The organism is Bradyrhizobium ivorense (assembly GCF_900696085.1).
Lineage (GTDB): Bacteria > Pseudomonadota > Alphaproteobacteria > Rhizobiales > Xanthobacteraceae > Bradyrhizobium > Bradyrhizobium ivorense.
In genome coordinates this window covers 380,937-394,316 of record NZ_CAADFC020000033.1, presented here as the reverse complement: position 1 = coordinate 394,316, position 13,380 = coordinate 380,937, and the positions used below count along the sequence as shown (strand labels likewise).

The window sequence follows — 13,380 nt, the reverse complement described above, 5'->3', positions numbered from 1 at the left end:
GGCGTTCAAGTCTTCCAGGTGCCGGTTCCGGTGGCCCTGTTGAAGGCATTCCTGACCAGTTGCTTGGCGCTGCCCCACGCCTTCTGGCCCTTGCCCTTGGCTTGCTGGATCGCGCCTCGTCCCTGCATCGCCGAAGAGCCGGTGGCCTCGCCGAGCCGCTGCTTGACCTTGCCGATCGCCTCGTTGGCGGTCCCCTTGATTCTGTCCGTTGTGCTGCCCATGGATTTCTCCCTGGATTTGGATTTCTCCCTGGATTTCTTCTTCGTCATGCATGGAGGCAACGCGCCGGAACATGGCAATGTTCCGATTTTCCCCTCGCTCGAACCAACGCTTTTCGCTAGCGTTCCGTACACGAAACTCTACTCGCGAAAGCAAGCACGATGAGCGGTTCCCACGACCATACCCATTCCCACGACCATCATCATGACGACGAGCGCTGGAAGCATGACGGCGTCCGCGTGATTCCCGGCAACCAGCTCGATCCCAACGTGCCCTCGACCGCCGGCATGGACCGCAAGGCCGCGATCAATTTCGCCCGCGTCGGCGCGCAGAAATTGTGGGCCGGCACGGTCAGCATCAAGCCGGACGCCAAGACCGGCGCGCATCACCACGGCCATCTCGAAAGCATCATCTATGTGGTGAAGGGCAAGGCGCGGATGCGTTGGGGCGAGAAGCTGCAGTTCACCGCCGAAGCCGGGCCCGGCGATTTCATCTTCGTGCCGCCTTACGTGCCGCACCAGGAAATCAACGCCAGCCGCGATGAGGTGCTGGAATGCGTGCTGGTGCGCTCCGACGGCGAGGCGGTCGCGATCAATCTCGACATCGAGCCGGTGGAGAAGCCGGAGACGGTGCTGTGGGTCGATCCGGTGCACCGGCATCCGGATGAGAAGAAATGACGGTGTGGTAACCCCCACCGTCATTCCGGGGCGATGCGCAGCATCGAACTATGGTGCGCAATTGCGCACCTGAGAATCTCGCGCTGCAATCTCTAGATTCCGGGTTCACGCTGCGCGTGCCCCGGAATGACGGCATCAGAGGGAGGCCAGCATGACACTCGTCCGCTACGACAGCGCCGACCACGTCGCGACCATCACGATGGCGCGCAGCGAGAAGCACAACGCGCTCAACAACGCGTTGTGCACGGCGTTGCGTGACGCCTGGCTACGGTTTCGCGACAGCGACGATCGGGTCGCTGTGCTGGCCTCGTCGGAGGACAAGTACTTCTCCGTTGGCGCCGATGTCGGCGATCTCCCCGTCAACATGTGGCACGCCGTGCCCGGCCTCGGCGTCGAACTGGACAAGCCGGTGATCGCGGCGACCTCCGGCTGGGTCGTCGGCGGCGCCTTCGTGCTGGTGCAGATGGCCGACCTGTGCGTGGCGTCGGAGACGACGCGCTTCATCTATCCCGAGGGCAAGATCGGCACCACCGCGGGCGGCGTGTCATCGGTGATGGCGCGGATGCCGCACAAGATCGCGATGGAGTTTCTGCTGGTCGGCGAGGAAATGTCGGCGGAGCGCGCCTACCAGATCGGCTTCGTCAACAAGGTCGCGCCGAAAGGCCAGCATGTCGCGATGGCGCAGGAGATGGCGGCGAAAATTGCCGGCAATGCACCGCTGGTGGTCCGCGCGCTGAAGAGGCTGGCGCGCGAGGCGATGCCGAAGGGACCGCTGGAAACCGTCGCCGACGTGCGGCGGCTGCTCGATGAAGTCAGGGACAGCGACGATCTCAAGGAAGGCGTCAAGGCGTTTGCGGAGAAGCGGAAGCCGCGGTTCACGGGGAAGTAGGATTCCATCCTACCGTCATTGCGACCCGTTGGCTCGCAATGACGCGGTTAGAGCGTCACACAAACACCCGGTGATCAATCGCCCCGTTCGGCACCACATAGCCGTAGCGCGTGTTCGACGGCTCGACGCCGGCCTTCTCATACTGCGCCTTCATCATCGCAAAGCGGTCACCCTTGAGCTCCAGCATCGCGCGCTTCGGCTGGACGTTGTAGAGCCGGGCGTTGTTGTCGCCGAAGATCGCTGATTTCACCGGTCCGTCGGCGGGGCCGAGCGACGCGTAGCCGAACTTCTTCTGCATCACCTCGGGGATCTCCAGCCGGCGGAAACCCTCGATCTGCCATTGCGGCGCGCCGGTCCACAGCGCGTCGGTGCCCCAGCAAACGTGATCGACGCCGAGGCCCTTGATCAGCGTTCCCATCAGCGCGGCGCAGACATTGGGTTCGGCGACCAGCGTGGTCGCGAACAGCTGCCCGACATCGCCATAGACATTGTTGACGCCGTATTGCGCCGGGATGTCGGCGAGGTCGGAGGTCCAGGCGATGCGGCCGGTGCGCTCGAACTCGGCGAGCGCAACCCGGGGATCGCCGCCGACATGGCGATAGGCCGAGTGGTAGATGATGAAGTTGAGCTGCGGCCAGTCCTTGGCCGCCTGGCCGACATCGGCGACGTCGGCAAAGCCGCGCAGATTGGGATACTGCTTCTCGATGCCGGGCGGGAACAGCCCCTTGTGGACGCAGACATTCTTGATGCCCGCCTGCACCATCTTCTCGTAGCCCTTGTAGGCCACCTTCTCGTCGTCGAGCCGCCACGGATAGCGGCTGATCTCCTTGTGGGTGTTGTCGCCGATGGTGTAGCCCTTGCAGGACTCCGGCTTGAGCGCCAATGCGGCGTCGAGCTTGTCGAGCCAGCCGGGTTGGCCGGGGGTGAAGATGGCATGGCAGAACACCCGCCGCGCGCCGGCCTCGTCGTTGATCTTCTTGCGGGCGTCGGCCATCTGCTCGTTGGTCAGGAACCAGTCCTGCTCGATATCCGACGGCGCCGAGGAGATCAGCGAGATCTTGGTGTCGGAATCGAGAAACATCTCCTTCTTGTAGTTGTTGAACTTCAGATCCTCGATGGTCTGCTCGTGGTCGCTGAGCTGCTTGTTCCAGCCGGCCTTGCCGACCGCCTTGCGCATTTCGACAAAGCCCATGATGCGGGTGTCGTCGCGCAGGAAATGCGTGTGCATGTCCATGATGAACTGGTCCTTCAGCGCGCTGGCGCGCTCCTGCGCCATTGCCGGCGTCGCGGCTTCCGCCGGCGTCACATCGAACAACGGGCCGTAGACCTGGTTCATCGCGACGAACGAGGCGGCCATGCCAGCCGCGGTCTGAAAAAATCTGCGGCGGTCGAGGCCCTGCTTGCCGCCGAGATCGTCGGCCATCGCGAGCAGCCGCGCCTCGACCTCGCGCTGCCGTTCATTCTGCGGATCGGGATAGAATTCGTCGCTGGAAACGATCTGGGTCGGGATCGGCGTCTGGTACTGGCACAGTTCGGAGGGCATCAAGGCGGCAAGTTCTTCGTCGGTGAGGTTGCTGCTCATTCTTCGCTCCCGCTTCTCGCCGGATATTTCCGGTCGGACCGCGGCGGAGACTAGGCGCAAGTCCGGCCGCCGTCCCGTCCCGATCGCCGTTGCCGCCATTCACAAAATCGTGCGCCGAATTTGCTGTCATTGCGAGCGCAAGCGAAGCAATCCATGCTTCCGCAAGCGGCGGCATGGATTGCTTCGCTTGCGCTCGCAATGACGGGCGTGGATGCTAGCATTGCTCAACCTTTGGGGACCGAACGAAGCCCCACCATGAAGGGAGGCGAGCTATGACGCATTCCGACCATTCGCGCCGCACCATCATCAAGGGCCTAGGCGTTGCAGCGGCAGGGGGCATGCTCGGCGGCGCGCAGGCCGCAACCGCGGTTCCCGCCGAGGGCGAAATCTGGAGCAGCGAGTACTGGGCGAAGAAGCGCGACATTCCGCTGTGGATGTTCCGCAAGCGGATCGGCGCGCCGAAACCGGGCGAGGCGGCGCGGCCCGTGGTGTTCTTCGTCCACGGCTCGTCGGTGACATCGCGCGTGTTCGACCTCACCGTGCCCGGCAAGGGCGAGTATTCACTGCTCAACACCTTCGCGCGCTACGGCTTCGATTGCTGGACCATGGACCACGAGAACTACGGCAAGTCGGGACGCACCTCCGGCAATGCCGATATCGCGAGCGGCGTCGAGGACCTCAAAGCCGCGGTCGAGGTGATCGCCCGCGAGACCGGGCAAACCAAATATCACTTCGTCGGCGAATCCTCGGGCGCGCTGCGCGCCGGCGCCTATGCGATGGCGGCGCCTGAGCGGATCGACCGGCTGGTGTTCGCGGCTTTCACCTACAAGGGCGAGGGCTCGCCGACGCTGGCAAAACGCGCCGAGCAGCTCGCCTATTACCGCAGCCACAATATGCGCAAGCGCGACCGCGACATGATCCGCTCGATCGCGACCCGCGACAAGCCGGGCACGTCGGATCCCGCCGTGGTCGAAGTGCTGGCTGATGTCGAGATGCAGTTCGGCGACCAGATCCCGACCGGCACCTATCTCGACATGACCGCCAATCTGCCGGTGGTGCATCCGGAAAAAGTGATTGCGCCGGTGCTGCTGGTCCGCGGCGAATATGACGGGATCGCGACCGTCCCCGATCTCGAAGAATTTTACAACAAGCTGCCGAACGGCGACCGCCAGTTCGTCATCCTGCCCGGCACCGCCCATTCGGTGGCGCTGGCGACCAACCGCGAGCTGTTCTGGCATGTGACGCGGGCGTTCCTGACCATGCCGACCCCGATCGTCACCTGAGGCCTGCGGCAGGACGTCGCAACGAAAATTCTCAAGATCAAATGTCGGGAGCGCGCCCTCGGCTTCGTCCTTGGGGCACAACCCCGCCAAAGGAGTGCCTTCCCATGTCCCAAGCCAAGATGATCTTCGTCAACCTGCCGGTTTCCGATCTCGCCCGATCGACCGCCTTCTACGAGGCAATTGGCGCGACGAAGAATCCGCAATTCTCCGACGACACCGCGTCCTGCATGGTGATCTCCGAGACCATCTTCGTGATGCTGCTGACCCACGACAAATTCCGCCAGTTCACGCCAAAGAAGATCTCCGACGCCAGGACCTCGAGCGAAGTGCTGATCTGCCTCTCCGCCGACGGCCGCGAGGCGGTCGACGACACCGTGAGCAAGGCGACGGGCGCCGGCGGCACCGCCGATCCTTCGCCGAAGCAGGATTACGGCTTCATGTATGGCCGCAGCTTCGAGGATCTCGATGGCCACATCTGGGAAGTGATGTGGATGGACGTCGAGGCCGCGACCAAGGGCCAGCCGGCTGCCGCCAACGCCTGATCGCATCCGCCGACGCGAGGAGAGTTGCATGATGTCAAAAGTGTCGCCCTGCCTGTGGTTCGACGGCGAGGCCGAGGAGGCCGCTAACTTCTACGTCTCGCTGCTACCGAATTCCCGGATCGAGAAGGTCCAGAAGAACGTCGTCGACTGCCCGGCCGGCAAGGCCGGCACGGTGCTGGTGGTCTATTTCACGCTGGCCGGCCAGAGCTACATCGCGCTGAACGGCGGCATGAAGATGGAATATTCGCACGCCGCCTCGTTCTCGATCGATTGCGCCGATCAGGCCGAGGTCGACCGGCTCTGGGACGCCTTGCTCGCCGATGGCGGCAAGGCGGAGCAGTGCGGCTGGCTGCGCGATCGCTTCGGCGTGCCGTGGCAGATCGTGCCCACGGCCGTTCACGACACCATCGCCGGACCGGACCCGGCCGGCGCCGGACGCGCGATGCAGGCGATGCTCGGCATGATCAAGCTCGATGTCGAAGGCCTGCGCCGGGCCTATCAGGGCGTGTGATGCGTCCTGGGTGAACCGTGGCGGCGCCGGCCGGAGCACGGTCCGGCCGGCTTTTGTTTCGGGCTGAGCAGCCCCGCGAATGTGATCTCCAGTCGAGCCGGCGCGGCCCTCCGCGCCAGCATCCGACAAACTTTCTTCGTCGCCTTTTGCATTGAAACAACTACAGGTTGCCTTGATTCAGGTGTCCTGCTACAACGCACGCAGGTCTGTATCAGCACGTCTGCATCAGAGGGGGCGGTGATGGCGGCGAAGGCAATCGCATACGCGAACAACGATGTCGTGCAGATCGGCTGGAGCATCGACGAGAAGCTGCCCGGGTGTCTTGGCTTCGCCGTGTATCGTCTCCCCGCGGACGTCGATCTCCCCGAAGTGCCGCTCACATCGCACGTTGGATTCGAGGAGACCGATCCCAACAAGTGGATCGCAAAGCCGACCACGCTGCAGCCTATCGCCAACTTTCGCTGGCGCGACCTTGCGCCTGAGCGTGGCAAACCCGTCCGCTACAAGATCGTGCCGATGCAGGGGCCGCCGCAAAACCCGCAGCCGGTGCCGAACTTCAAGCCGATGATTACCCCGGCGGTCACCGCGACCGACACCTATGGAAATATCCGCGTCTATTTCAACCGCGGCATTCTCTCCACCCAACACCTGTCACGAGCGCTGATCGCCGAAGGCAAGAAGCCGTCGCCGGCCGCGCTGGATCCGCATATCAGGAAGGAGGGCGACCCGATCAGGCTCGGCCTGACCGGACAGCTGCTTGATGCCTTGCTGTCGATCATCAAGCGCGCCAAGCTGGAAGGCGGCAAGTGCTATGCGTCGCTGTACGAACTGACCGACACCCAGCTGATCGCCGAACTGGTCTCGCTCGACAAGGTCGAGATCATCCTGTCGAACAACGGGACCGGCGACGATGGAAAGCCATATGACGACGGCAATGCCTTCGCGGCGGAACAACTGGCAGGCAAGCCACTGACCCGGCGCTACATGCCCAAGGGGCAGATCGGCCACAACAAGTTCATCGTCTATGTCGGACCGGACGGCGCGCCGAAGTCGGTATTGACCGGAAGCACCAACTGGACCGCGACCGGCCTCTGCACCCAATCCAACAACTGCATGATCGTCGAATCGTCCGACCTTGCCAAACAGTATCTCGACTATTGGCATGAGCTTAAGGCCGACGCCGAGACGGCCGGCATTCCTCCGACGCCCGAGCCGATGCCGGACATACAGGGCGACACGCTGCGCAAGGACGATGCCAAGCCGCGGCCCGCGCTTGCAATCGCGGGCGGCCCGAGCGCGCAGGTGTGGTTCTCTCCGAACATGCCGGGGCTAATCAGAAAACCCGCCAAGCTGCCGCCCGACCTCAAGCAGTTGTTTGCGCTCTGCGAGGCCGCCGAGCAGGCGGTGATGTTCCTTTGCTTCCAGCCCGGCGGCGCCGGCTCGGAAATTTCCACAATCGTCAAGTTCCTGTCCGGCGTATCGGAGAAGAAGCCGTATCTGTTGATCCGCGGTGTGATCAGCGATCAGGCCGAGGCCGAGGAATTCATGAAATTCCGGGATCCGGACGAGGACGCCGACGTGATCGCGCCGGCGGGCATTCTCGACGGCTTTGCGGAATGGGAAAAGGAGTTCTACCGGTTCGGCAATGCGATCGTGCACGACAAGATCGTCGTGATCGATCCATTCTCCCCGACCAACTGCGTCGTTGCGACCGGCAGCCACAATCTGGGCTATCGTGCCTCCCACAACAACGACGAGAACTTGCTGATCCTGCGCGGCGACCGCCGCATCGCCCAGGCCTACGCGACCCACGTCTTCGACATCTACAGCCACTATCGCTGGCGTTACTACCAGATGCTGAAGGCCCAGCGGCTCGCCAACGCAGCCTGGATGAAGGCGGGTGGCGACAAGGATCAGAAGAAGAACTTCCCCGCCTCGAAATTCTTCGATCAGGTCGTCAGCTGGAAGCACAACGAGCCAAACGACAGCTGGCAGGACCGCTACTTCGATCCATCGAGCATGGCGATGCTGGAGCGTCTGTTCTGGGTTTCGGAGGGTCAGCCACTCGCGGCGCGCATCCCGAAATTCCCCATCACCAAACGCAGGGGCTCGGTGCTGGAGCCGGGACCGGGATCGACCGCAACGGGCAAGACAACGGCTGGCGCGACCAAGCCGGGCGCCACTGCCAAGAAGGTCAAAAAGGCCAAGAAGGTCAAAACTGCAAAGAAGGCAAAGAAGGCCAAGCCGGCCCGAAAAGCCAAGAAGGTCGCCAAGGCCGTTCGAAAGCGCAAGGCAGCACCGAAAAAGTCAGCGAAGAAATCCAGAAGCTAGGCAGCTCGGCGGATCAAGCATCGATCCGCAACCCGACGCCGCGGTCGATCAGCCGCGTTGCAAGACCCTTTGTCATCGTACCGGATCGCGCTTGCATCTGATACTGTAGGCTCGTTACCGACGAAGGTGAATTCGTTCAATGCGGTGGATATGAACGTAAGTTCCGCTCACACACATCACGCGCCACGACGCCAACCTAGCTCCTTCGCTCACATGCGTTCGCCTCGCATTGCGTCCAATCCGTGAGCGTCCAACCCGATTCACATTCTGTTCTGCCGCGCACGGCCGTCGTCGCCGCGATCATCTTCGTCGTCGCCCACATGGTGCTGCTGATCGGGATCACGGTGCCCGACAAGCTCTATTTCGACGAGGTGCACTACGTGCCGGCGGCGCGGCAGATGCTCTCGCCGGCGCCGGAGGCGCCGATCCTCAACCCGATGCATCCGCCCCTGGCCAAGGAGATCATCGCACGCTCCATCAAAGTGTTTGGCGACAATCCGTTTGGCTGGCGCTATCCCGCCGCGCTGTTCGGTGCGCTGGCGCTGGTCGGCGTCTATCTCGGCGGCCTCGCGCTGTTCGCCGCACAGGGACGCGCGCTCGCGGCCACGCTGCTCGCCTTCTTCAACCAGATGCTGTTCGTACAGTCGCGGATCGCGATGCTGGATATTTTCGCGCTGGCCTTCGGCTTGTTCGCGATCGCGGCGTTCATCCATGGCTTCAGGCAGCAGCGGCCGCAGCTCGCTTTCGCGCTGGCGGGGCTTGCCGCGGGCTTTTCGGCCGCCTGCAAATGGAGCGGCCTGTTCGTGCTCGCGACCTGTATCGTCATCGTCGCGGCTGTCAGCCTGCTGCGGAGCTGGCGCACCCGCTTTGCCGACGCCACTGCCGAGGACTGGTACCGGCCGGACCTGTGGCCGGATTTTCGCGTCCATCACTTCATCGCCTGCTTCGTGCTGATCCCGGCGGTCGTCTATCTCGCGACCTTCGTGCCGTTATACGGTTTCTCGGTCTCCGCGATCGTGGAGGCGCAGCGCCGCATCTTTGCCGACAACACCACGACCGCGATCGCAGGCCACACCTATATGAGCCCGTGGCCGTCATGGCCGCTCCTGGTGCGGCCGGTCTGGTATCTCTTCGACAAGCTCAGCGATGACCGGATCGCGGCGGTGGTGTTTCTCGGCAATCCGCTGATCCTGTGGCCGGCGCTGATCGCGCTCGTTGTCGCGTTGCGCGACTGGATCGTGGCGCGCCAGCGCGACGCATTCCTGGTGCTGGCGTTCTATCTCGGCCCCTATCTCGCCTGGGCGCTGCTGCCGCGCACGCTCGGCTTCATCTATTACTATCTGCCGGCGGCGACCACGGCGAGCTACGCGCTGGTCTATGCGCTGACCCGCAAGGGAGCGCCGCGCTGGCTGCTGTGGGCGTTCGTGGCGGTCGGCTGCATCGGCTTCGTCGCAATGCTGCCGGTCACGGCGGCGATCGTCGAAACGTCGATGGCGACGTTTAACCGGTTGATGCTGTTCCAGAGCTGGATCTAAGTCTCGTCATTGCGAGCCAACGGGTCGCGCGAACGCGCGCCCGATGACAGGCTCCGCGAAGCAATCCATCCCTCCACGCAAGCGGAGACATGGATTGCTTCGTCGCTTCGCTCCTCGCAATGACGGGAGGAGGCAGCAACGCCTACTGCGACGCGGTCTTGGTCTCCATGTTCACGACCTGCACGCGGCGGTTGGTCGGGTCGAACGGCGCGTTCGGATCCTTCGGCTTGGTCTTGCCGTAACCGACGGTGACGAGGTTGGAACCGATCAGGCCGTAATGCTCGACCAGGTATTTCTTGATGGTGTCGGCGCGACGCTCCGACAGATCCTGGTTGTAGCTCTCGCCGCCGACCGCATCGGTGTGGCCGGCGAGCACGAAGGTCGAGCCCTTCAGGCTGGCGTCCGACAGCGCCTTGCCGAGTTCCTGCACCGCCTGGGTCGAGCCCTTGCTGATGTCGGCGGAGTTGTAGTCGAAGTGGATCTCCAGATCGATCTTCGGCTTGTTGGCGGCGATCTCGGCGATCTCCTGGCGTTCGCCTGATGACAGCGAACGGGTGGAGCGGTTGCGGACGCTGTTGAGGAAGCCGGCTTCCTTGGCCGATTCCTTGGCCGAGGCCGCGGGGTCGACCTGCGGGCCGGCCGACAGGCCGCGGGTGGCCGATTTCGGCTTCAGCGCATCGAGGATCTTGGCGGCGGGAACGGTGTCGCTGCCGGCCAGTGCGAGGCCCGCCGTCATCGACAGCGCAGCGCCGATCGTCAGAAGGGAAACGGAGAGAGAGCGGGTCATGGCTTTGGTCCTTGAAATCGTGCCAACCAGATCTGGCTTGCTGTCGTTTTGATGCGGGAACTCTAGGACCGGTTCAAACCTTCGAATGTGATCTTGGTCACGGTTGCGTTGTCGGTGACCGGGATGTCGACCGGCACGGTGCCGGAACGGGCAAAGCGCTGGACTGATGACGCGCAGCCGGACCGCTCTCCACAATCGCGCGAATCTCACTACATTGCCGGGCAAATGCCCCGCCGAGCCGACCCCCAGCCGTTGAGCAATGCCGCCGCCCGCCGCATCTGGCTGCGCGCGCAGCGGCTCGATACCAGAGCGCCGTTCGCCGAGGGCGCGTCGGCGGTGGCTGATGCCGTCGACCATCTCGGCTATGTGCAGATCGACACCATCAACGTGATCGAGCGTTGCCATCACCACATCCTGTTCTCGCGGATTCCGGACTATCGCCGCGCCGACCTCAAGCAGGCGCAGAGCACCGACAAGAGCGTGTTCGAGTATTGGACGCACGCGCTGTCCTACGTGCCGTCGAAGGATTTTCGCTTCTTCCTGCCGGCGATGAAGGCGCACAAGCGCGACGGTCATCAATGGTATTCGTCCGTCACGCCGGCCGACACCCGCAAGATCATGCGGCTGCTGCGCGCCGGCCCGCTCACCATCCGCGACATCGACGACGACGTGCTGACCGAGAAGGAGCATCTGTGGCAGAGCCGCAAGCCGTCCAAGCGCGCGCTGCAGCTCGCCTTCTACGGCGGCGTCGCCACGGTCAGCGAGCGCAACGGCATGCTCAAGACCTATGAGCTGATGACGCGGCATTTCGGCTGGGACAAGCCGCCGAAGCCGGCGTCGGCGTCGGAGCAGACGGCCTATCTGCTCGACCGCGCGCTGCGTTCGCAGGGCGTCGTCAGCCTGGATTCGGTCTGCCATCTCGATGCGCCGAGCAAGAAGGCGGTGCGCCGCTTGATCGAGGCGCGCGTCCGCCGCAAGGAGCTGATCCCGCTCGCGCTCGAGGGCGCCGGCAAGCAGGAGCACTGGGTTCGGCCGGAGCTGCTGGAGCAGGTTGGCGATGCCGATCCGGGCCTGGTCCACATCCTGTCGCCGTTCGATCCCCTGATCATCCAGCGCAAGCGCACCGAGTTGTTCTTCGGCTACGGCCATCGTTTCGAGGCCTATGTGCCGAAAGAAAAGCGCGTGTTCGGCTATTTTGCCCTGCCGGTGCTGGTCGGCGACGACATCGTCGCCGCCATCGACCTCAAGACCGACCGCCAGAACAAGAAGCTCTTGATGCAGAAATGGACCTGGGTCGGCAACGGCAAGAAGCAAGCTGCGCGCAAGGAGCTGAAGCGCCGCATCGAGGACGAACTCGGCCGCTTCGAGCGCTTTCAGCTGGCGGAGTAGGGCTCACTTCTATCCGTCGTTGCGAGCGGAGCGAAGCAATCCATCGAGCCGCATATGCGGAGCCATGGATTGCTTCGCTCCGCTCGCAATGACGGTGGTGGTCGGTTCGGCCGATCGCTGTCCCACTCGGTTCCCGTTTGGCGCTGTGAGCTATGAGATTTTGCCATTGCTCAATGCGGGGTGACCCAATAATCCTCAAGCCAAGCAATAGCCCGGGGGGAAACCAATGAGCCAGACCACAACCTTCGCGTCCGACGGCGCCGCACGTAGCGAAGTCGAAACATCGACGATCCGTGCAATCTCGTGGCGGCTGATACCGTTCCTGATCCTGGCCTACTTCTTCTCCTATCTCGACCGCGTCAATCTCGGCTTCGCCGCGCTGACCATGAACGCGGACATGAAGTTCACGCCGGTGGTGTTCTCGCTCGGCGCCGGCATCTTCTTCATCGGCTACTTCATCTTCGAGGTGCCGAGCAATCTGGCGCTGGAGAAGTTCGGCGCCAGCAAGTGGATCGCCCGCATCATGGTGACCTGGGGCGTCATCTCGGCGCTGATGGCAACCGTCTCGGGCGAGACCAGCTTCTATGTGCTGCGCTTCCTGCTCGGCGTCGCCGAGGCCGGCTTCTTCCCCGGCATCATCCTCTATCTCACCTACTGGTATCCGGCCCAATACCGCGCGCGCTTCCTCGCCGCGTTCGCGCTCGCCGTGCCGGTCTCGACCGTGATCGGCGCGCCGATCTCGGGTCTCCTGCTCGGGCTCGACGGCGCGATGGGGCTGAAGGGCTGGCAGGGGCTGTTCATCATCGAGGGCATTCCCTCGGTGCTGCTCGGCATCGTCACCTGGTTCTATCTCACCGACAAGCCGGAGAAGGCCGACTGGCTCTCGGCCGAGCAGAAGGCGTGGCTGAAGGCAAAGCTCGACGCCGAGATCGCGGCCAAGCAGGCGGTGAAGCATTTCTCGCTGGGCGAGGCGCTGGCCTCGCCAAAGGTGCTGGCGCTCAGCGCGATCTATTTCGGCTTCGTCGGCGCGCTCTACGGCATGCAGTTCTGGCTGCCGCAGATCGTCAAGGCGTTCGGCCTCACCAACGCGCAGACCGGCTTCGTCACCGCGATCCCCTATCTGTTCGGCACCATCGCGATGATCCTGTGGGCGCGCCATTCCGACGCCACGCGCGAGCGCGTCTTCCACGTCGGCGCGCCGCTGCTGCTGACCGCGCTGGCGCTCGGCATCTCCAGCTACATCACCGATCCGACCATCACCATGATCGTGCTGACGATCGCGGCGATCGGCGTGTTCTGCTGCTTTGCGGTGTTCTGGACACTGCCGACCGCCTGGCTGTCCGGCACCGCGGCCGCCGGCGCGATCGCGCTGATCAACTCGATCGGCAACCTCGCCGGGTTCGGCGGTCCGTATCTGATCGGCTGGGTCAAGGAAGCGACCGGCAGCACGTCCACGGGCTTGCTGGTGCTGTCGCTGCTGCCGCTGGTCGCGGGCCTGCTGGTGTTCCTCGGCGGCCACGAGACCAAGGCCGAGTTCGCCGGCACGAAGTAAGTTCGCGCTACCCATCCGGTCCTGCACCTCATCGCGCGATCCGTTTGGCTCCTTCCGGCGACGGCAGCCCACACGGTGAATCA

12 protein-coding genes are annotated in these 13,380 nt (G+C 63.7%); 9 read left to right on the top strand and 3 right to left on the bottom strand.

Annotated features, from left to right (window positions below; all coding sequences use genetic code 11):
- Positions 1-5 precede the first annotated feature (5 nt).
- Complete coding sequence (locus tag CI41S_RS40300) at positions 6-221, bottom strand: CsbD family protein (RefSeq protein WP_139864518.1); 216 nt, start codon at positions 219-221, stop codon at positions 6-8.
- Positions 222-380: 159 nt separating this feature from the next.
- Between CI41S_RS40300 and CI41S_RS40295 the strand changes: the two genes are divergently transcribed.
- Together CI41S_RS40295 and CI41S_RS40290 are read left to right on the top strand one after the other, a co-directional pair.
- The gene (locus CI41S_RS40295) at positions 381-896 is read left to right on the top strand and encodes a cupin domain-containing protein (RefSeq protein WP_139481067.1); all 516 of its coding nucleotides are present in this window, start codon (positions 381-383) and stop codon (positions 894-896) included.
- A gap of 151 nt (positions 897-1,047) precedes the next feature.
- A complete protein-coding gene (locus tag CI41S_RS40290) occupies positions 1,048-1,785 on the top strand; it encodes an enoyl-CoA hydratase/isomerase family protein (RefSeq protein ID WP_139864517.1) in 738 nt (245 codons plus the stop codon).
- 55 nt (positions 1,786-1,840) lie between these two features.
- On the opposite strand, the gene CI41S_RS40285 is transcribed toward CI41S_RS40290, so the two are convergent.
- On the bottom strand, positions 1,841-3,367 hold the full coding sequence (locus tag CI41S_RS40285) for an amidohydrolase family protein (RefSeq protein ID WP_139481065.1): 1,527 nt from the start codon (positions 3,365-3,367) through the stop codon (positions 1,841-1,843).
- A gap of 272 nt (positions 3,368-3,639) precedes the next feature.
- Here CI41S_RS40285 and CI41S_RS40280 point away from each other — a divergent pair, with 272 nt between their 5' ends.
- From CI41S_RS40280 to CI41S_RS40260, 5 genes are all read left to right on the top strand, one after another.
- A complete protein-coding gene (locus tag CI41S_RS40280; RefSeq protein WP_139864516.1) occupies positions 3,640-4,650 on the top strand; it encodes an alpha/beta hydrolase in 1,011 nt (336 codons plus the stop codon).
- Between the two features lie 104 nt (positions 4,651-4,754).
- Entirely contained in the window at positions 4,755-5,192 is a 438-nt protein-coding gene (locus CI41S_RS40275; protein WP_139481063.1) for a VOC family protein, read from the top strand.
- Between the two features lie 31 nt (positions 5,193-5,223).
- Complete coding sequence (locus CI41S_RS40270; protein WP_139864740.1) at positions 5,224-5,703, top strand: VOC family protein; 480 nt, start codon at positions 5,224-5,226, stop codon at positions 5,701-5,703.
- A 240-nt stretch (positions 5,704-5,943) separates the two neighbouring features.
- A complete protein-coding gene (locus CI41S_RS40265) occupies positions 5,944-8,034 on the top strand; it encodes a phospholipase D-like domain-containing protein (protein ID WP_139864515.1) in 2,091 nt (696 codons plus the stop codon).
- A 242-nt stretch (positions 8,035-8,276) separates the two neighbouring features.
- A complete protein-coding gene (locus CI41S_RS40260) occupies positions 8,277-9,569 on the top strand; it encodes a phospholipid carrier-dependent glycosyltransferase (protein WP_244626841.1) in 1,293 nt (430 codons plus the stop codon).
- Positions 9,570-9,711: 142 nt separating this feature from the next.
- Here the strand turns inward: CI41S_RS40260 and CI41S_RS40255 are convergent, their stop codons facing one another.
- Positions 9,712-10,356 (bottom strand): OmpA family protein, encoded by a 645-nt coding sequence (locus CI41S_RS40255; RefSeq protein WP_139864514.1) that lies wholly within the window; start codon positions 10,354-10,356, stop codon positions 9,712-9,714.
- Positions 10,357-10,581: 225 nt separating this feature from the next.
- Here CI41S_RS40255 and CI41S_RS40250 point away from each other — a divergent pair, with 225 nt between their 5' ends.
- Both CI41S_RS40250 and CI41S_RS40245 read left to right on the top strand, forming a co-directional pair.
- A complete protein-coding gene (locus CI41S_RS40250) occupies positions 10,582-11,745 on the top strand; it encodes a winged helix-turn-helix domain-containing protein (RefSeq protein ID WP_139864513.1) in 1,164 nt (387 codons plus the stop codon).
- A gap of 226 nt (positions 11,746-11,971) precedes the next feature.
- Positions 11,972-13,297: an MFS transporter gene (locus CI41S_RS40245; RefSeq protein ID WP_139864512.1), complete on the top strand. Its 1,326-nt coding sequence runs from the start codon at positions 11,972-11,974 to the stop codon at positions 13,295-13,297.
- The last annotated feature ends 83 nt before the right edge of the window (positions 13,298-13,380 follow it).

What these genes read in the sequence shown, in the direction of transcription:
- CI41S_RS40270 (WP_139864740.1), top strand. Translation starts at nt 5,224, where the DNA reads ATGTCAAAAGTGTCGCCCTGCCTGTGGTTCGACGGCGAGGCCGAGGAG.
- CI41S_RS40285 (WP_139481065.1), bottom strand. Translation starts at nt 3,367, where the DNA reads ATGAGCAGCAACCTCACCGACGAAGAACTTGCCGCCTTGATGCCCTCC.
- CI41S_RS40255 (WP_139864514.1), bottom strand. Translation starts at nt 10,356, where the DNA reads ATGACCCGCTCTCTCTCCGTTTCCCTTCTGACGATCGGCGCTGCGCTG.
- CI41S_RS40250 (WP_139864513.1), top strand. Translation starts at nt 10,582, where the DNA reads ATGCCCCGCCGAGCCGACCCCCAGCCGTTGAGCAATGCCGCCGCCCGC.
- CI41S_RS40275 (WP_139481063.1), top strand. Translation starts at nt 4,755, where the DNA reads ATGTCCCAAGCCAAGATGATCTTCGTCAACCTGCCGGTTTCCGATCTC.
- CI41S_RS40300 (WP_139864518.1), bottom strand. Translation starts at nt 221, where the DNA reads ATGGGCAGCACAACGGACAGAATCAAGGGGACCGCCAACGAGGCGATC.
- CI41S_RS40280 (WP_139864516.1), top strand. Translation starts at nt 3,640, where the DNA reads ATGACGCATTCCGACCATTCGCGCCGCACCATCATCAAGGGCCTAGGC.
- CI41S_RS40245 (WP_139864512.1), top strand. Translation starts at nt 11,972, where the DNA reads ATGAGCCAGACCACAACCTTCGCGTCCGACGGCGCCGCACGTAGCGAA.
- CI41S_RS40295 (WP_139481067.1), top strand. Translation starts at nt 381, where the DNA reads ATGAGCGGTTCCCACGACCATACCCATTCCCACGACCATCATCATGAC.
- CI41S_RS40265 (WP_139864515.1), top strand. Translation starts at nt 5,944, where the DNA reads ATGGCGGCGAAGGCAATCGCATACGCGAACAACGATGTCGTGCAGATC.
- CI41S_RS40290 (WP_139864517.1), top strand. Translation starts at nt 1,048, where the DNA reads ATGACACTCGTCCGCTACGACAGCGCCGACCACGTCGCGACCATCACG.